The 18,297-nt window shown below is 69.5% G+C and carries 13 protein-coding genes; 6 read left to right on the forward strand and 7 right to left on the reverse strand.

The features are described 5' to 3' along the window. Positions 1 to 56 precede the first annotated feature (56 nt). Positions 57 to 1,214 carry a PucR family transcriptional regulator gene (locus ACFLIM_RS32315; protein WP_393171959.1) on the reverse strand — a complete coding sequence of 386 codons (1,158 nt, stop codon included), beginning with the start codon at positions 1,212 to 1,214 and terminating at the stop codon, positions 57 to 59. A 106-nt stretch (positions 1,215 to 1,320) separates the two neighbouring features. Between ACFLIM_RS32315 and ACFLIM_RS32320 the strand changes: the two genes are divergently transcribed. Together ACFLIM_RS32320 and ACFLIM_RS32325 are read left to right on the forward strand one after the other, a co-directional pair. After that, the gene (locus ACFLIM_RS32320; RefSeq protein WP_393171961.1) at positions 1,321 to 3,426 is read left to right on the forward strand and encodes a M6 family metalloprotease domain-containing protein; all 2,106 of its coding nucleotides are present in this window, start codon (positions 1,321 to 1,323) and stop codon (positions 3,424 to 3,426) included. A 380-nt stretch (positions 3,427 to 3,806) separates the two neighbouring features. Continuing rightward, positions 3,807 to 6,278: an ATP-binding protein gene (locus ACFLIM_RS32325; protein WP_393171963.1), complete on the forward strand. Its 2,472-nt coding sequence runs from the start codon at positions 3,807 to 3,809 to the stop codon at positions 6,276 to 6,278. Here the strand turns inward: ACFLIM_RS32325 and ACFLIM_RS32330 are convergent. Beyond that, positions 6,275 to 7,147: a hypothetical protein gene (locus ACFLIM_RS32330; RefSeq protein ID WP_393171965.1), complete on the reverse strand. Its 873-nt coding sequence runs from the start codon at positions 7,145 to 7,147 to the stop codon at positions 6,275 to 6,277. The two genes, ACFLIM_RS32325 and ACFLIM_RS32330, sit on opposite strands and share 4 nt — an antisense overlap. A 73-nt stretch (positions 7,148 to 7,220) precedes the next feature. Between ACFLIM_RS32330 and ACFLIM_RS32335 the strand changes: the two genes are divergently transcribed. Then, on the forward strand, positions 7,221 to 8,003 hold the full coding sequence (locus ACFLIM_RS32335; protein ID WP_393171967.1) for a tyrosine-protein phosphatase: 783 nt from the start codon (positions 7,221 to 7,223) through the stop codon (positions 8,001 to 8,003). Positions 8,004 to 8,065: 62 nt separating this feature from the next. On the opposite strand, the gene ACFLIM_RS32340 is transcribed toward ACFLIM_RS32335, so the two are convergent. After that, positions 8,066 to 9,106: a Gfo/Idh/MocA family protein gene (locus tag ACFLIM_RS32340; protein ID WP_393171969.1), complete on the reverse strand. Its 1,041-nt coding sequence runs from the start codon at positions 9,104 to 9,106 to the stop codon at positions 8,066 to 8,068. A 227-nt stretch (positions 9,107 to 9,333) separates the two neighbouring features. Continuing rightward, the gene (locus ACFLIM_RS32345) at positions 9,334 to 10,233 is read right to left on the reverse strand and encodes a proteasome assembly chaperone family protein (protein WP_393171971.1); all 900 of its coding nucleotides are present in this window, start codon (positions 10,231 to 10,233) and stop codon (positions 9,334 to 9,336) included. Positions 10,234 to 10,327: 94 nt separating this feature from the next. On the opposite strand from ACFLIM_RS32345, the gene ACFLIM_RS32350 reads away from it, so the two are divergent. Next, a complete protein-coding gene (locus tag ACFLIM_RS32350) occupies positions 10,328 to 10,720 on the forward strand; it encodes an ankyrin repeat domain-containing protein (RefSeq protein ID WP_393171973.1) in 393 nt (130 codons plus the stop codon). A 209-nt stretch (positions 10,721 to 10,929) separates the two neighbouring features. Continuing rightward, positions 10,930 to 11,796: a terpene synthase family protein gene (locus tag ACFLIM_RS32355; RefSeq protein WP_393171975.1), complete on the forward strand. Its 867-nt coding sequence runs from the start codon at positions 10,930 to 10,932 to the stop codon at positions 11,794 to 11,796. Between the two features lie 10 nt (positions 11,797 to 11,806). Here the strand turns inward: ACFLIM_RS32355 and ACFLIM_RS32360 are convergent, their stop codons facing one another. Further along, entirely contained in the window at positions 11,807 to 13,927 is a 2,121-nt protein-coding gene (locus ACFLIM_RS32360) for an ATP-binding protein (protein ID WP_393171977.1), read from the reverse strand. Positions 13,928 to 14,153: 226 nt separating this feature from the next. Between ACFLIM_RS32360 and ACFLIM_RS32365 the strand changes: the two genes are divergently transcribed. Further along, positions 14,154 to 14,612 carry a GNAT family N-acetyltransferase gene (locus tag ACFLIM_RS32365; protein WP_393171979.1) on the forward strand — a complete coding sequence of 153 codons (459 nt, stop codon included), beginning with the start codon at positions 14,154 to 14,156 and terminating at the stop codon, positions 14,610 to 14,612. Between the two features lie 134 nt (positions 14,613 to 14,746). On the opposite strand, the gene ACFLIM_RS32370 is transcribed toward ACFLIM_RS32365, so the two are convergent. Together ACFLIM_RS32370 and ACFLIM_RS32375 are read right to left on the reverse strand one after the other, a co-directional pair. Next, on the reverse strand, positions 14,747 to 15,595 hold the full coding sequence (locus tag ACFLIM_RS32370; protein WP_393171981.1) for an ABC transporter permease: 849 nt from the start codon (positions 15,593 to 15,595) through the stop codon (positions 14,747 to 14,749). Further along, positions 15,592 to 18,294, reverse strand: coding sequence for a CocE/NonD family hydrolase (locus tag ACFLIM_RS32375; protein WP_393171983.1), 2,703 nt, complete (start codon positions 18,292 to 18,294; stop codon positions 15,592 to 15,594). The genes ACFLIM_RS32370 and ACFLIM_RS32375 overlap by 4 nt, the downstream gene beginning before the upstream one ends. Positions 18,295 to 18,297 lie beyond the last annotated feature (3 nt).

Below are 18,297 nucleotides of genomic sequence, written 5' to 3' on the forward strand. Positions count from 1 at the left end.
CTCCCGTCGGATCTTCCCTTCTCGGCATTAAACGTGAGTTTGGACAGGTAGCGCAATCAGGGCGAACTATGCGAATCCCTAGGTAAGTATCGCCCGGAGAGCCGGGCCAGCTTGAGACTGAGATGCAGCGCGAGCCGTTCCCCGCCGTCCTTCAGATCGGTACGCGCGAGCTCCTCCACCCGCTGCAACCGGTAGTACAGCGACGTGCGGTGCAGCCGCAGCGCCCGGGACGTGGCGACTGCGCTGCCCGCCAGGTCCAGGTAGGTCTCCAGCGTCTCCAGCAGCGGCAGGTACTGCGCGTCCGCCAGCAGCCCTTCGAGCCCCGGATGCAACTCCTGGTCGGGTAACTGGGTGAGCATCCGGTAGACGCCCAGCCGCGCCCACTCGGCCGTCCGCCCCAGCCCCGGCACCCGAGCGGTCACCTCGGCGGCGTGCCTGGCCTCCCGGTACGACCCCGCCGCCTCCGCCAGCGCGGGCCGGCTCCGCCCGATCCCGACCACCACCGGCACCGGCATGGCCGCGTGCAACTCGTCCGGCGAGACCGGCGGCCCCGCGGTGAGCAGCACGGCGTGGTCGTAGCGGACGAGGTGCAGCGGATGGTGCCCGCTCAGCCGCCGCCGCAGCGCCAGCAGCCCCTGTTCCAGCGCCAGCCTGAGCGCCTCGTCGGGCTCGGCGGTGCGGGGCCTGGCCACCTGTACGGTCACCGCCTGCGCCTGCGGAAACGCGCCTGCCTCGATGAGCTGCCTGGCCGCGTCCCGCTCGCCGAGCAGGAGCCCGGTGACCGCTTCCAGCTCCCGGTGCGAGGCGAGCCCGGTGGCCAGGCTCTCGTGGAACATGGCCAGAGCGAGGGCCGGGGCGGCGGCCGCGGCCTCGGCGATCCGCGCACTCGACATGGCGGGTGCCGCGTCGATGAACCACAGGAAGCCGAGCAGCTCGTCGGAGTGCCGTAAGGGGACGCAGACCCGTGGCAGCAGGCCCAGGTGGGGCGCGCCCGGGGTGCGCAGCGGGCCGGGCGCGTCGTGCACGCCGGCCGCGCGTAACCATTGGCGCACCTCGGGCGTGGTGTGCCGGCGCAGGATCGAGTCGCGCCGGATGTCGTCCATGGCGCCGCTCTGCTCGCTGTAGGCGACGACGCGTTGCACGCGGTCCTCGAGCAGCAGGGGGCGGTCGAGACGTGCGGCGAGCTCGTCAACGGTCCGCTGGAGATCCGCCACAACCACCCCTCTACGTGGATATTTCATCACTTGTCGGAAGCGTCAGTACACGTCTTCCCTACAACTGATCGGTGATCTCCGTCAATAACGTCTATACCGTCAATCCGTGAAAGCCCCGAAGAAGCTGCTGAAGGGTTTGCTGGCGGCCATCGTGCTGATCCCGGTGAGCCTGATGGCGACCCCTGCTTCCGCAGCGCCCCCCACTGATCCCGAGTACCCGTGGCGGCAGAACCACTGGCCGCAGACCCAGCCCTGGCAACTCGACGCACCCGAAGACGCCCAGGCGCTGCGCACCCGCCCGACAGCCGACATCAAGCCCCTCGACCCGCAGAACTGGGAGAATCCCGACCACATGACCTGGGCGGACTACAAGAAGCCGCCCGGCACCAAGTGGAACGACCCTGCCGTGCAGGGCTCGAAGCGCACCTTCAAGGGCGCGCTCGTGCTGCTCGACTACCCCAACCAGTCGTTCGTCGTCACCCAGCCCCAGGGCTCGACGATCTACGCCAACCCGAGCGCCGAGGCCCACGACGTCCCGCGTGACCAGGTGGCGAAGTTCTACCAGGACTTCCTCAACACCCCGAACACCCTGAACAAGGGTCACACCATCCACGAGTACTGGATGGAGGACTCGGGCGGCAGGTACGGGGTGGACCTGACCGGATTCGGACCCTACACGCTGACGGGCAAGGACCACGAGTACGCCATGGAGTTCCAGGGCGGCACCGGCTGCCCGGCCGGCGACACGTGTAACAAGAACCTGCGTACCGAGGGCAACGCCGCCTGGATCTCCGCCGTCGGCCAGGAAGTGGCCAGCCAGTACGACTTCGTCTTCTACCTGAGCGCCGGGCAGGACGAGTCGTCGACCTGGCAGGAGTTCGGGATGATGAAATTCCCGACAAAGGAGGACGTGACGGACGAGTGGGGTCCGCCAGACCCCGCGCTGCCCAACTGGGGACGCACCCGCTACGTCGACTGGACCTCGTGGCAGGCCGGCTCCAACTTCTGGCCGAACGCCCGCAACGGCATCGACTCGGTCCAGGCGGAGAGCTCGGGCATGGCCGTCTTCGCCCACGAGTTCAGCCACATCCTGGGCGTCGGGGACAACTACAACAACCCGTACAGCGTGCCCGCGCGCAGGGCGTACACGGGAATCTGGGAGATGCTCAGCCGCGGCAGCTTCAACGGCCCCGGCGGCCCGCACTCGCGCTGGCTGATCCCGCCCACCGCCGGCGCGTCCATGGGCGCCCAGCACATGCTCCGCAACAAGATCAAGCTGGAGATGATCGACGAGCAGAACGTCTTACGCCTGTCGCGGGAGGCGCTCGACGAGTCCGGCCTGGTCACCGCCAAGGTCATCGCACGCGCGGTGCAGCCCGGCAAGAACGAGCTCGCCGGCGTCAACATCTCCTTCGACACCGGCGACAAGAGCCCGGCCTGCAGCACGAACACCGACCCGCTCTGCGACGGCGGCGGCTACCAGAACTACACGCTCGAGGTCGTGGACCGCATGGGCACCGACTCCTTCACCCCCGACTCCGGCGTCCTGCTGGCCAAGACCAAGAACGAGGACCGGGCCCCGTTCGAATGGGTGATCGACGCCAACCCGCAGGACATCGGCATGACCGACTACGTCATGCCCGACGGGACCAAGGTGCCGATCACGATCGGCGACTACCGCCAGCTCGCTGACGCCCTCTTCCACGCCGGCACCGACTCCGGCAGCGAGTACGAGTACGTCGACGAAGCCAACCGCCTGCACTTCTACGTCACCGACCTCAAGCGCGACCGGGACGGCACCCTCTCCTACACCGTCGCCATCCGCTCGCTCGACGGCGCGGGCCCGCAGAAGCGCGGCGTCAAGCTGCTCCCCGCGGCCGGCATCCCCGCCGGCAAGGGCCTGTCCACCTGCAAGTTCCCGCTGTTCAACACCGGCAAGGCGGCCCCGGCGCAGGGCCAGCACCCGGAGGACGTCAGCGCCTACCTCACCTCCGACGTCTACCGCCTCAAGGCCGAGGTCCAGGGCAAGGGCTGGACCGCCCAGGTGCCGAACGCCCTGGCCTCCGTCGCGTTCGGCAAGCAGGAGCTCGTGGCCGTGAACGCGGTGCGCGCGTCCGGCGGCGACCGGCTGGCTCGGGTCAAGCTCACCGCGACCTCGGAGAGCGACCCCAGCAAGACCGTGACGGCCACCTGTCATGTGATCGGTTTGTAAATGAACGATGGGGTACGGCTGGCGCTCGCCGTACCCCATCCGCTTGAATCATCCCGCGGGGGGCACGCCCCCCGCGTACCCCCCGAAAGCAAGGAAGAGGCGCTTTACCTCACGCGGGAAGCAAGCTTCCCGCGTACCCCCCAAAAAGCAAGGAAGAGGCGCTTCGCGCGGGGGGCAAGCCCCCCGCGTACCCCCCAAAAACAAAAAGCAAGGAAGAGGCGCTTCGCGCGGGGGGCAAGCCCCCCGCGTACCCCCCAAAAACAAAAAGCAAGGAAGAGGCGCTTTACCCCACGCGGGAAGCAAGCTCCCCGCAGAGCAAGGAAGACTCGTTGACAGCGGATCTGCCGGACAAACCGCGACCTCGACGTAGAAAGGTGCCATTGGCCGCGCCCGTCTCCGCGGGCCTGGCGGCCGCCGCCGCGAGCGTGCTGGCGGCGTCGGTGGAGTGGGAGATCCCGCCGGTGGCCAAGGTCGGCATGACCATCGGGGCGGCCGCGCTCGTCGGCCTGACCACCTGGGCCACCATGGAGTCGCGCCCCAAACGCCCGGCTCCGTCCGAGCCCGGCTCGCTCGCGCCCGATCAGTGGCCGCCCGTCCCGGAGCACTTCACCGGCCGCGCCGAGGCACTCGCCGAGCTGCGCGAGGTCTTCTCCGATCGCAGGAAGTCCTCCGACCTCTCGCCACCCCTCGTCGTCTCCGTGTACGGCCGGGGCGGCGTCGGCAAGTCGGCGCTGATGACCAGGTTCGGGCAGGAGGTCGCCGGCTGGTACCCCGACGGCAGGCTCTACGCCGACCTGCGCGGCGGTGTGGACGCCCTGGTGCGCCCCGACGAGGTGCTGATCGGGTTCCTGCGCGCGCTGGACGTGCGCCTGACCACCGACCCCGGCGGGCTGGAGGAGTTACGCAAGCTCTGGCTGACCTGGACCAAGGGCCGCAGGATCCTCATCGGCCTGGACAACGCCCACGACGCCGCCCAGGTCAAACCGCTGATCCCGGCCGAGCCCGGCTGCGCGGTGCTGGTCACCTCGCGCTCGCCGCTGTTCCTGAACGGCACGCACGACAGGCAGCTCGGCGTGTTCAGCGAGGCGCACGGCGTGGAACTGCTGGCCAGGCTGGCCGGCGGCGCCAGGATCGTCGAGGACCTCGAAGCGGCCAAGGAGGTCGTCCAGCTCTGCGACTACCTGCCGCTGGCGATCAACATCTGCGGCGGCCGGCTCGCCACCCGCGAGCAGTGGACCATGCGCGAGATGGCCGGCCGGCTGGCCGACACGCGCCGCCGCCTCGACCAGCTCGAAGTCGCGCCGACGGTCGACAAGAGCGTGCGCGCCTCCGTGCAGCTCAGCTACGACGACTGCACCGGCATGCAGCGCCGCCTGCTGCGCCTGCTCAGCTCGCTCACCGCGCCCGACGTGCCGGGCTGGGTGGCCGGCGAGTTGCTCGACATCTCCGGGCTCGACGGCGCCGACCAGCTCGAAGCCCTCATCGACGCCCAGCTCGCCGAGTGCTCGGGCACCGACCAGACCGGCGCGATGCGTTACCGGCTGCACGACCTGGTCAGGGTGTTCGCCGCGGAGCTCGCCGGCCATGACGAGGCGGAGCGGCGCAGGGCCGCCGTCGAGCGGGTCCTGCACGGCTACCGCCGCCGCGCCGAGGAGGCGGCACAGAACCGCTGGCCGCAGGACTGGAGCAGGGGCGGCCACAGGTCCAGCGCCGACGGGCAACTCGGGGCGGGTGACTGGCTCAACGCGGAACGGCTCTCGCTCCTCGCCATGATCCACTTGGCCCACCAACTCCGGCTGTGGGAGCTGACCTGGGGCCTGGCCAGGGCGTTCTGCTCGTTGTGCCACTCGCTGCGCGCGTACTGGGCCGACTGGAGGGCCGTCGCGGAGCTGGGCTGCGAGGCTGCCGCGCAGAGTGGCGACCGGCGGGCGCTGGCCATCGCCCTGCTCGACAGCGCCTCCGTGCACGGCGGCCTGGGCCTGCGCGAGCGGGCGCTGGAGGAGTCGGAACGAGCGCTGGAGATCTTCACCGAGCTGGGCGAGTCATGGTGGGCCGCCCGCTGCATGCGCACGATCGGGATGACGCTCTTCAGCGACGGCCACCTGGACCGGGCGCAGGACTTCCTGATCGGGGCCATCACCGGGTTCAAGGGCGAGGAGGACCTGTGGTGGATGGCCCGCACCCAGCGCAACCTGGCCGAGATGCGCATGGCGGAGCGGCGTACCGACGAGGCCAGGGAGCTGCTGGAGGACGCCCTCGAGATCTTCAAGCGCGAGGGCAACCGCTATTCCGAGGCCCAGACCCTGCGCGTGTACGGCGAGGTGCTGGCGGCGCAGGCGCGCGGCGAGCACCGGGCAGGCGACCACCGGCTGGCCGCGAACCTGTTCACCAGGGCCGGGTTCAGCCTCGACCGGGCCTCCGAGATGTTCAAGCAGCGGGGTGAGCTGTGGGAGGAGGCGCGCTGCCTGCGGGCCGCGGGAGAGGTCGGCGACCCGGACAACGGGCTGCGCGAGCTGGACTACGTGCGGCGGGCCGAGGAGATCCTGGTCGCGCTGGGGGATTCGTGGGGGGTGGCGCGCAACGCGATCTCGGCCGGCCGGGCGCTGGCCCGGCTGGGGCGGACGGAGGAGTCGGCGCGGGAGCTGCGGCGCGCGGTCGGGGCGTTCGAGGAGCTGGAGGACCGGTGGTGGATGGCGCGCAGCCTGCGCTACCTCGGGGAGGCGCACCTGGACGCGGGCGGGCCAGGGGCCGCCGTGGAGCCGCTGGAGCAGGCCAGGGAGATCTACCGCAGCCTCGGCAACGAGGCCGGCATGCGCAGGACCCTGGAGCTCCTCAGACGCGCCGCTCCCTAGGTCAGCGGCGTCCTGATCAGCTCTCCCGCCGCCTGCCGCGCCTGGAAGATGCTCTCCTCGAACAACTTGCGCACGTGCGCCGCCTGGTCGGCCAGCTCCCTGATGCGCTCGTGGGCCAGCTCGTCCCGCACGGTCTCGGCGATCAGCTGCTGGTAGTCGGGAGTCCTGGTGGCCAGCGCCTCCAGCCTCCGGTGCGCGTGGTAGACCTTGTCCGCCTTGAGCACCTGCTTGGCGTACCCCTCCAGGTGGCGTACGCGCTGGGACAACGACGTCCACGCGGCGTCCAGGGCGCTGGTGTACGGCTTGAACGCGTCCTCCATCCCGGGCGGCAGCTCGCGGGGGACGAGCTTGCCGTGCTCGGCGTGCATGGACGACAACTTCCGCAGCCGCTGGCCGATCTGCCAGATCTCCTCCGGGAGCGTCACCTGGTTGTCGATGGTGTCGATCAGCCCGGCCTTGTGCACCTTGGAGTTCAGGATCGCCTCGACGGCGTTCTGCGCCCGGCGCAGCAACATCTGGCAGGGGTAGTCCAGGTCTTCGGGCAGCAGGTAGCGGTCGGCGTGCGCCTGGGCGAGGCGCAGTCTTCGCCTGGTGGTGCGATATGAGCTGTCCAGCGCCATCCATCGGATCAACACGATCAGGCTGACTCCCATGCCCGCGACCAGCAGGCCCGGCCAGCCGATCAGCATGAAGACCAGCAGCAGGAAGCAGGGGAGCACGAAGAGCACGACGGGGTTGTTCGTGGTGTCCAGTCGCGTGCCGGATCGAGCCATGCGGAGAATGTGCGGGCTCGACCGCAGCTCGACCGAGATCTCCGGGGGCAGCGATGGATCGATCACCAGCCGTGGAGGCAGAGCTCGTGGATCCATACGTTCATGCTGCGTTATGAACCTCGAATCCGCTCATAATTGGCGGACATATAGGGTCGAGATAATGAACGAGATGACGAGGTGGATAGACCTGGAAGGCGCGGTCAATGCGCGTGACCTGGGCGGACTCCCGACCAGTGACGGCGGCCGCACCCGTCGCGGACGGATCCTCCGCGCCGACAATCTCCAGGGGCTCACCCCCGGGGACGTGTCCCTGCTCGTGGGCGAGCTGAACCTGCGGCACGTGGTGGACCTCCGCTCGACCGCCGAGGTGTCGCTGGAGGGCCCCGGCCCTCTCACCGAGGTGCCGGAGGTGCGGCACCACCATCTGACGTTGTTCGCCGAGGGGGGAACGCACACCGACGTCGAGGCCGACTCCATCGACGTGGACCGGGTGTTGCCCTGGGCGGAGCGCGTGCTGGACGAGGAGCTGCGGGTGACCGGCTTCTACTTCGGCTACCTGCGCGACCGGCCGGACGCCGTGGTGGCGGCGCTGCGGACGATGGCGCTGACCGACGGGGCCTCGCTGGTGCACTGCGCGGCGGGCAAGGACCGCACGGGGGTGCTGTCGGCGCTTGCGCTCGAAGTGGCGGGCACCACCAGGGAGGCGATCGTCGAGGACTACGTGGCCACGGGGGAGCGGCTGGAGCTGATCCTCAAGCGGCTGCGGGGCAGCGCCACGTACCGCGGGGACCTGGATTCGCGGCCCGCGGACGACCACATGCCGCGCGCCCGGTACATCGAGCAGTTCCTCGGCGTCCTCGACGACCGGTTCGGGGGGCCGCTGGGGTGGTTGTCGCAACACGGCTGGACGGAGACGGACACGACCGCGATGCGCGCCCGCCTGCGCGACTGACCGCCGCATGACGCCCGTGACCCGCGCCGGCCCGCCTGCGGCCGGGGGGCCGCAGGCGCCGGTCAGCTCAGGTGGACGACGATTCGCTGGGTCGCCGACAGGCGGGCCGCCTCGATGACGGTCAGCGTGTCGATCGCGCTCTCCGGATCCACGGGCGGCGCCGCGCTCCCACGCAGCGCCGCCTCCACGTCCCGGTAGAAGTCCAGGTACGCCCCCGGCTCCGTCACCACGGCCCGTTGATCGTCCTCCGTGCCGAGCACCCCCCAGCGCCCCTCCTCGTCGTCCCCGAACCCGGGCGTATCGGGCGCCATCCCGGCCCGCAGCCGCTCCTCCTGCACGTCCATCCCATGCTTGACGTACGCACCCGACGACCCCAGCACCCGGAACCTGGGCCCCAGCCGAGCGGCCACAGAGCTCATCCACAGATGCGACCGGGCACCACCGGCATGCGTCAGCGCCACGAACGTGTCGTCATCGGAGGCCACCCCCGGACGCCTGACCTCGCTCTCGCAGTAGACCTCGCGCACCGGGCCGAGCAGTTGCAGGGCCTGATCGACCAGGTGGCTGCCCAGGTCGTAGAGCAGTCCTGCGACCTCCTCCGGGCCCCCGGTCTCCCGCCAGCCGCCCTTGGGCACCGGCCGCCACCGCTCGAACCTCGACTCGAACCGCAGCACCGCGCCCAGCCGCCCCTCCTCGACCAGCCGCCGCACGGTGCGGAAGTCGCCGTCCCAGCGCCGGTTCTGGAACACGGTCAGCATGAGCCCCCGCTCCTTGGCCAGGCGCACCAGGTCGCGGGCCTCCTCGGCGGTCCTGGCCAAGGGCTTGTCCACGACGACGGGCAGGCCCTGGGTGAGCGCCGCGGCGGCGACCGTCACGTGCGTCTTGTTGGGCGAGGCGACCACCACGAGATCGCACAGGTCCCACAACTCCGGCACGTCGGGCACGCCGACCGCGCCGTACTTCTCGGCCACCTCGGCCTGCCGGTCCGGGTTCCTGGTCACGACCGCGGCCAGCGCCAGGCCGGGGGTGGCGTGGATGAGAGGGGCATGAAAGAACGCCCCGGCCGTGCCGTAGCCGACCAGCCCAACCCGAATCTCACTCATTGCCCCAGGCAAACCTCAAAACCCTTCCATCTTGTACGGTGGCCCAAGTGAGCCGCCACCCGCCGACCATGGCCGGTGGCCTCCAGGAAAACGCCCGCTGACCCGCACGGGGCGGGCCGCCGTCACGTGCGCCCCGTGGGCCGCCCAAGTGGTCCACCGGGACCCGGCCGCCGTTACGCTCGCCGGGAACCCACGGCTGTCACGGACGCGCCGCTGAGCCATGCCCGTCACTCATCATCGCGCTCGGCGAGGAAGCGTTCGAACTGGGCGGCGAGTTCGTCGCCCGTGGGCATAGGGGTGGTCTCCGCCATCAGGTTCTCGCGCTCCGCGCCGCCCGCGAAGGCGTCGTACTGCTGCTCCAACCCGTTGATGGCGGTGGACAGCTCGGTAGAGGCCTGGATCTGCTCCTCGATCTCCGTGGTCGTTCGCTGGGCGGCGTCACGCAGCGCGTCCATCGGGAACACCAGCCCCGTGCCCCTCGTCACGGCCTCGAGGCCGGACACGGCGGCGGTCGGGTATTCGGCCTGCGACAGGTAGTGCGGCACGTGAACCGCGTACCCCAGCGCGTCGTGACCCTGCGCCCCCAGCCGGAACTCCAGCAGCGCCGCGACGCTTCCGGGCACCTGGACCCGTCCGAACGCGCTCGTCTGCGAATTGATCAGCTCGGGCCTGCTGGCGTGCATCGTGACGCCGAGCGGCCGGGTGTGCGGGACCGCCATCGGGATCCCGTGCAGCGTCACCAGCTTGCTCACCCCCAGCCGTTGCACCAGAGCGGTCACGGCCTTGGTGAACAGCTCCCACTCCCGGTCGGGCTCGGGTCCGCTCATCACCAGGAACTGCGTCCCGGTCGAGTCTTTCGCAACATATACAGCCAGCTCCGGGCTTTCACACTCGACCCAGCGGTCGGTGTCGAAGGTCATGATGGGCCGCCGCGACCGGTAGTCGAGCAGCCGGTCCACGTCGAACGTGGCCACGACCCGGTGCTCCAGCTCGGCCAGCAGGTGGCCCAGCGCGAGACGTCCGGCACCGCCCGCGTCGACGAAACCGTCGAAGTGGTACAGCAACACCGGATCGGGCAGCTCGGGCGCGTCGTCTGCGAGCTCGTAGAGATCCTTCGGGTCGAACACTTCTGGACAGCCTTTCCCTAGGTACTCTTCTCCAGAACCTACGGCGGGTCGGAACGATTCCGTGCACGGCACCCTATCGAGGCACAATGGGCTCATGGACGGGGACCCGGAGCTCGAGGAGTTCGCCACCAGGATGTTCGACCTGGCCAGGGCGGGCGACACCGAGACATTGCGCGCATACGTGGAGGCCGGAGTCCCGGCCGACCTGACCAACGGCAAAGGTGACACTTTGCTGATGCTGGCGGCTTATTACGGTCACGCTGCGACGGTACGGATGCTTGTAACATCCGGGGCCGATCCGAACCGGGTCAACGACCGTGGGCAGACGCCGCTCGCCGGGGCCGTGTTCAAGAAGGAATCTGCCGTGGTCAGGGCGCTGCTCGACGCGGGAGCCGATCCGGGCGCAGGTACGCCGTCCGCGATGGACACGGCGCGCATGTTCGCGAATGACCAGTTTATCCAATGGTTCACGCAAACAGATTCATAGTATGAAATAAGAATAAAAGGCGTCGAAGTTGTCAAGTGTGGCCCTTCGCGTGGTCCGTAGTCATGCTGGGGGACGTGGCTAATTCTGCGCACCCCTTCGACAGGCGACCGCTCCACATCCCTCCGCTGCCATGTCCGTTCCCCAGTGAGATCAACGTCCATGCTGCGGAGGTCACTGCGGAAAGTCAGGCATGGGTGGCCGCCTCGAACATGCTTCCCAGCGCCGACTCCATCGAGCACTTCAGCCGCTCGGAGCTCGGCCTCCTCCCCGCACGGACCAACCCCACCGTGCCGTGCGACAGTCTCCGGCTCATCACCGACTGGTACTTCTGGCTCTGGGCCTTCGACGACGGGTTCTGCGAAAGCGAGCTCACGGGGCATCGGGCGGCCGCGGTCGCCCGCGCACTGCCGTCGTTCTTAGAGAGCCTCGAAGAGGACAGGGACCCGGAGCCTGGCGACGCGTTCGGCCTGGCCCTCAAGGAGCTCCTGGACCGCATCTCGGCGATAGCCACCCCTGAACAGGTGGACCGGTGGCGGAGCGCGGTGAAGGAGTACCTGTTCGCCCAGATCTGGGAGGCGGCGAACCGCGAGGCCGATCTGATCCCGACCCCCGAGGATTATCTCCTGATGCGCCGCACCACCGGCGCCACGTACACCTGCTTCGCGCTCATCGACATCGGCGGCGGCTACCGGATCGAGACCGAGGACTGGTACCACCCCGACGTGCGCACGCTCTCCGACCTGGCATGCGACCTCGTCGGCTGGGACAACGATCTGCTCTCGTACGCCAAGGAGCGCCGCACCGACAAGGCCCGGCACAACCTCGTGACCGTGCTGGCCAACCACAAGTCGCTCTCGCTGCAGGACGCGCTGCTCGAGGTCGCCCGGATGCACGGCGAGGCGATCGCCGCGTTCGTCGACCGGCGCGCGGCGGTGGAGACGTGGGCTCCGCCGCCGGTGCTCAACTACGTGCGCGGTCTCGAACACTGGGTCCGCGGCCACATCGAATTCTCGTTCGGCAGCGCACGCTTCGTGCACGCCTGGCCGGACGACACCCGCTGGCCGCAGGCCGTCTGAGGTCCCGGTATCAGCTGTCCTCGAGGACGTCCAGCTCGCCCAGCGCGAGCGTGGACGCCTCCTCGAGGTCGAGCCGGGCGCCGTCCTCGAGGGCGTCCTTGTAGGCGAGCTCACCCATCCGCCGCACACACTCCCTGACGCACGCGTTGTGGTCGTCGGACAGGAACGGCGCGCCCAACTGCGGCAGGCCGGCCGATTTCCAGTTTTGCTGCAGCGCCCCCAGCAGCCGGGCGGCCACCGGCAGCCGGTCCAGGGCCACGAAGATCCGTGCCGAGGACTCCAGCGCCAGCAGAGTGCCGAGGGTGTCGTGGAAGTGCAGCTTGATCCGCAGCCCCTCCCTGACGTTCTGCAGCGCCTCCTTGGGCCGGTTCGTCGCGAGCCTGGTGCCCGCCATCGCCCACTGAGCGTGTGAGCTCAGCCAGAGTTCGCCGCGCTCCCTGCACACCTGCAGGCAGTCGTGCAGCAGGGATTCGGCCTCGTAGAACTCCCCCTGAGCGGTCAGCACGATGGACAGTTCGACGATGGCGGGCAGCAGGCCGGGGTTGAGTTCCTTGTTGTCGGTGTTGAACTCGATCGCCACACCCAGCAGCGCGCTGGCCTTCTGCATGTCGCCCTGGAGCATCGCCGCCGTGCCCTGCATCTTGGAGGCCAGGATCACCGCCCGGGAGTCGCCCACCTGGACGGCCTCGGAGCTGCACGTCTCCGCCGCCGCCTGCCCTCCGAAGCTGTCGCCCTGGGAGTTGCGTATGTAGGCGAGCACCCAGAGCGCCTTGCACCGCTCCTTGCTAGGGCTGGGGTTGGCTTCCAGCGCCCGCTCCAGGTACAGGCGCCCCTCGCGGGCGAACCCGCAACAGACCCACATGAACCAGAGTGACGACAGCAGCGTCAGCGCCAGCGGCTGCTTGCCCGGCGTCTTCAGCGCGTACTCGAGCGCGACCCGGACGTTGTCGTGCTCCTGGCGCATGCGGACGAACCAGTAGATCTGCCGCGGCCCCGACCAGGCGTCCTCGCCGCGCTGGGCCAGGCTCAGGTAGTACTCCAGGTGCCGCTGGCGCAACTGCTCGGTCTGGCCCAGCTTGTCGAGCCACTCCGCGCCGTACTCGGCCAGGGTGTCGATCAGCTTGTAACGCACGCCGGCGTGGTTGCTCATGATCAGCAGGATGGACTTCTCGACCAGGTTCCCGATGAGGTCGGTAATGGGCTCGGCGGGCAGACGCCCGTCGGAGCAGATGAACCGGGCCGCGTCGAGCTCGAAGTCCCCCGCGAACACCGACAACCGTGCCCACAGCAGCCGCTCGGCCGGCTCGCACAGCTCGTGACTCCAGCCGATGGCCGCGCGCAGCGTCTGGTGCCTGGGCAGCGCCGTCCGGCTCGCGCCCGCCAGCAGGCTGAACCGATCGGCCAGCAGCCCCAGGATCTGCTCCACGGACAGGGCTCGCAACCGCACGGCGGCCAGCTCGATCGCGAGCGGGATGCCGTCGAGCCGCCGGCACAACTCGGCGACGGCGCCGATGTTGTCCTCGTCGAGCACGAAGTCAGGCACACTGGCCCCGGCCCGGGCCGCGAACAACTGAACGGACTCGTTGGTGAACAGGCTCTCGGCCGGATCGTCGTCGGGCACCTGGAGGGGCGGGACGGGCATCACGTGCTCGTACGGCAGGTGCAACGACTGCCTGCTGGTGGCCAGCACCTTCAGATTGGGCGCCGCCTCCAGCAACTCCTGCACCAGCTCGGCACACCCCTGCACCAGGTGCTCGCACGTGTCGATGATGAGCAGCATGTCGCGCTCGCCCACCCACTCCGACAAGGACTCGGACTCCGTACGCTGGGACTGGTCGGCGATGCCGAGCGCGGAGGAGATGGTGTGCTTGACCATGCCCGCGTCCTGCAACCGGGCGAGATCGGCGAACCAGACGCCATCGGGATACTGCGACCGCACCTGATGCGCCAGCCGCAACACCGTACGAGACTTGCCCACACCTCCGATGCCGGTGACGGTCACCAGGCGCGACTCGCTCAGGTGCCGCTTGAGGTTGGCGAGCAGGCGAGTCCGGCCTACGAAGCTGGTGAGCTCCGCCGGTAGATTGCCTTCTCGCCGCCAGCCTTTCGGGGTGGCCATGAGCAGCCTCACGGGGGGGTAGGCGACACCTGCTCTGGCATCGTACCGCCGCGCATCCTGACTGTCCCTGGACCTGTGGACACGCTGGGTGTGGGTTTGTACGTCTAGGTAGCATGTTGACCGTGAAAGATTTTCTACCGGAGCAGACGACGGACGACACGGACGAGGGCTGGGGCGACCACCCGGACGAGGACCCGGACACCTTCTACCTGGAAAACAAGCCCCCGCACTGGGCCTAATGACACGAGCAACAGGACACACGCTACGCACCGCCACGCCCGCCGACTACGACGCCATAGCCGCCGTAGTGGATGAGTGGTGGGGCCGTCCGGTCCTGCCCTCCCTGCCCAGACTCTTCCTCGACCACTTCCACCAGACGAGCCTGATCGCTGAGAGTCCGGCCGGAATGTCAGGCTTCCTGATCGGCTTCATGTCACCGTCCGAACCCGACCAGGCGTACATCCACTTCGTCGGCGTCTCTCGCGGTGCGAGAGCGAGCGGCATCGCCCGCAGCATGTACGAGCGCTTCTTCGACATGGCCCGCCACCACGACCGGCGCATCGTGAACGCCATCACCTCACCGGTCAACGAGACTTCCAAAGCCTTCCACCACCGCATGGGCTTCACGGTCAGCGACCCCATCCCGGACTACAACGGTCCAGGCACGAAGCTGGTCACCTTCACGCGAACCATCTGAGCGCCGAAACCGCTGGCCACCGAAAGCACCGGAGATCCTGGGAGCGACCATCCGGGTGGCGGACTTCATCCTGAAAATACGCCGGTGAACGTCTGAAGCGGCGGCCCCACTACGAGCGCAGATCACCAGGCTGGCTAGCTGACCACGTCCTTGACGCGGAAGCGGCGGAACGCGATGGCGATGAGGATGGCCGCGTACGTGATCGACACCGAGGCGCCCTTGGCCATGCCGCTCCAGTCCAGCTCCGGTGCCAGGGCGTCGAGCCAGGCGTTGTTCCAGAACGTGGGCAGGAACTCGCGCAGCGTCCCCAGAGCCTCGACCGCCTGCAGGATGTTGCTGACGATCCACAGCCCGACCGCCCCGCCGACCGCCCCGAGCGGGGAGTCGGTCATGGTGGAGACGAGGAAGGCCAGGGCGGCGACCACCAGCTGGCTGACCAGGGCGTACCCGATCATGATCCCGAACCTCGGCAGCACGTCGAGCGCCGGGATCGTCTCGCCCGTGCCGGGCACCTGGATGTCGTTCCACCCGAACGCCAGCGTGCCCGCCAGCAGCGCCATCAGCGGCAGGCAGATCACGGCCGCCGCCGAGTAGCCGAGCGCCACGATCAGCTTCTGCCGCAGCAGGCGGTCGCGGGGGACCGGGGCGGCCAGCAGGTAGCGCAGCGATGACCAGTTGGCCTCGCTGGCCACGGTGTCGCCGCAGAACAGGGCCACCGCCACGACCAGCAGGAAGCTGGCCGAGACCGACAGGGCGAAGGCGGCGAAGTTCAGGCCGCTCGCCGTCGCGAGGTCCGAGATGCGCAGCTGCGACTGCGTCTGCCCGCTGGACTGCGGGCCGAACTGGAACGCGATCACCAGAATCCACGGCAACGCCAGCAGCAGCCCGAACATGACCAGCGTCCGCCGCCGCTTGAACTGCCTGACGATCTCCACGCGCAGCGGCAGCGTTCGGCGGGGCGCGTAGCCCGTCGCGGCGGTCATGATTTGTCTCCGATGAGGTCGAGGAACACGTCTTCCAGGCGCGGCCCGTGGCCGTTCGTGGCAGCGGCCGAACTGAGCAGTTGCGACACCGGACCGGCCGAAACCAGGCGGCCCCGGTGCATGACCACGACGTGGCTGCAGGTCTGCTCCACCTCCGCCAGCATGTGGCTGGAGACGATCACGGTACGGCCGTCGCGCGCGTATCGCTTGAGCACCTCGCGCATCTCCCGGATCTGGGGCGGGTCGAGACCGTTCGTGGGCTCGTCGAGCACGAGCAGGTCCGGGAGACCGAGCATGGCCTGGGCGATGGCCAGTCGCTGGCGCATGCCCTGGGAGTAGGTGCGTACGGCCCGCTCCAGGGCCTTGCCCAGGTTCGCGATCTCCAGCGCCTCGTCGAAGTGGGCGTCGGCGGCGGGCCGTCCGGTGGCGGCCCAGTAGAGCTGGATGTTGTCCCTGCCGGACAGGTGCGGCAGGAAGCCCGGTCCTTCGACGAACGACCCGAGCCTGGACAGTACGGGCGCACCCGGCGTCACGCGGTCGCCGAAGATCCGGATCTCACCATCATCCGGCTGGATGAGGCCCATCATCATCCGCATCGTGGTCGTCTTGCCGGCGCCGTTCGGTCCGAGCAGGCCCAGGACCTGACCCTGCTCGACGCGGAACGACAGCCCGTCGACGGCCAGCTCCCCGTTCCGGTACGCCTTCGTCAGCCCGCTGATCTCCAGCGGCACACCGGCCGTGCCCTTGGGGGTGTCATCGAGAGCGATGGCGGGTGTGTTGTGCACCTGGCCATTCAGGGTCGTGGTGGGCGCATCGTGTGGCTGGCCGTCGGAGGCGGGCGACTGCCCGTTTCCAGCGGCGGTGGGTACGGGCCGGCGGCGGAGCCTGGTGCCTGCCAGGGCGCGGGCCGGGGTGCGGCCCGTCGCCAGCAGGCCGGCGGCGATCACCACGGCGGCCAGCGGCATCGCCCACACCCACCACGCCACCCCGGTCGGCGGAGCGGCCAGCGTCCGGACGGTGGGCACCGCAAGCGTGGGGGAGGCCAGGGAGACCTGGTACGCGGCGGGCTCGGCGGGCGTTGCGAACCCCATGTCGGTCGTGGTCACGACCAGGCGGAGCCGGTGTCCCACGGCGAAGCGATGATCGACTGCGGGCAGGGTGATCGTGGCTTCCGCGCTGCCCGCGCCCTCGGGAATCGTCACCCGGATCGGCGCCACCAGCCCGGCGGGCAGGATGGGCGGCTGGGTGTTGTCGGTGACGTCGTACAGCTTCGCGAACAGCGTCGCCTCGCCCTTGCCCGACACCTTGATCTTGGTGGTGGGGGTGCCGGTGAGCTGCAGCGGGGCGGTGAGCGGCCGGGACTCGAAGGTGGCGCTCTGCCCCGGCATGTCGATCGAGACGCCACCGTTGCTCTGGCCGCCGCTCAGCAGGCCGCCGATGCCGGGCACCGTCGAGATCGAGGCGGGCGCGCCGCCAGGCGGGTTGACGATGTTCTGCTCGGGGCCGCTCAGCTCGACGGTGGTGGTGTCGGTGCCCGTGAGACCGGGGTACGAGGCCGCTTCCGGGTGCAGGCGAATGCGCTGGCGGGTGCCGGGATCGCGGCCGCCGTCACGCGTCACCGTGAACGTGCTGACCGGCGTCCCCGTCTGGGCCGAGCCGTCACCCTTCAGGTAGCGGGCGAACCAGGCCGACGACTGGTCGAACAGCCAGTCCGCCTCACCGTTGCCGCCGTCGTGCCCGCCGTCGAACCAGGCCAGGCTGACCGGGGTGCCCGCGGCGGCGATCGCCTTGGCGTTGGCGTCGGCATGGCTGAGCGGGAACAGCGAGTCGCGCTGGCCCTGGATGAGCAGGGTCGGCGCCTTGATCTGGCCGGCCACGGTGATCGGGCTCGACTTGCGCAGCAGGGCTATGGCCTCCGGCGTGGCCTTGCCGTCCTTGGCGACCTGCTGGTAGATGTCGCAGACCGCGGGCAGGAACCTGCCGCACCTGGCCTGCTCGGGGGTCAGGGGTCCGGCGGCCGCGCGTTGACCGCCGAGCGCCGCGAAGTTGTCCAGCGAGACGCCCTGCCCGAAGAAGATGCCGGCCCACATGCGCTTGAAGACACCGCTCTCGGATGCGGCGCCGGGGGTGGCCGCGGTCTGGGCGGCGGCGTTGGGGAAGAGGGCGTCGGCCAGGTCGGACCAGGTGATCTGGGGGACGATCGCGTCCACCCGCTGGTCGTAGGCCGCAGTCATGAGTGCGATGGCGCCGCCGTACGAGCCGCCCGCTATGCCTACGCGCGGGTCGCCCGAGGCGTCGAGCTGGACCTCCGGACGCTTGGCCAGCCAGTCGATCAGCTGCTTGACGTCCTTGACCTCGTAGTCGGGCGAGTTGAGCGCGATCTCGCCGGTCGAACGGCCGAAACCGCGCGCCGACCAGGTCAGTACGGCGTAGCCGTCCTGGGCGAGGCGGATCGCTTGATCCCGCACGCTCTGCTTGCTGCCGCCGAAACCGTGGGCGATCAATACGGCAGGCGCCTTCCCGCCATCCGGCGGTGGGAAGAACGTCGTGTCGAGCTCCACCCGTTGGTCGCCGGAAGGTCCATCGACGACGGTTATCTTCTGGTCCTGGCCCCGCACCTGGGAAGCCGACGGCCATATCAGCCATGTCGCCACCCCGATGAGGGCGAGTGCCACGACCAGCGCGGCCACACGCTTCATGCG

Origin of the sequence: Nonomuraea marmarensis (assembly GCF_043197025.1) — a bacterium.
Taxonomy (GTDB): domain Bacteria; phylum Actinomycetota; class Actinomycetes; order Streptosporangiales; family Streptosporangiaceae; genus Nonomuraea; species Nonomuraea marmarensis.